This is a genomic window from Streptomyces sp. CT34, assembly GCF_000805335.1.
Taxonomy (GTDB): Bacteria; Actinomycetota; Actinomycetes; order Streptomycetales; family Streptomycetaceae; genus Streptomyces.
On sequence record NZ_KN708638.1, the window covers coordinates 3,615,365 to 3,615,579 of the forward strand.

1 pseudogene is annotated in these 215 nt (G+C 74.9%); it reads right to left on the reverse strand.

Annotated features, from left to right (window positions below):
• Window positions 1-178, reverse strand: a pseudogene (locus RZ84_RS41170) (hypothetical protein); the annotation flags it as partial.
• Window positions 179-215 lie beyond the last annotated feature (37 nt).

The window sequence follows — 215 nt, forward strand, 5'->3', positions numbered from 1 at the left end:
CATGCCCCCCCCGGGCCCCGCCGGCACCCCTCGACGAGGCGAATTCGCCGACGAGATGAGCCTCCAGCCACGACCGGGTCTCCACCCGAAATTCCTCGTCCTCACTCCGCAACCCGAACTCCACGCGAGCCCTCCCACTCACACCAGCCCCCCACCGGCCGTTCCCCCACCCACCCACGGGAGGGGGCGGGCCGGAGGGGCAGGGGGGGCGGGCG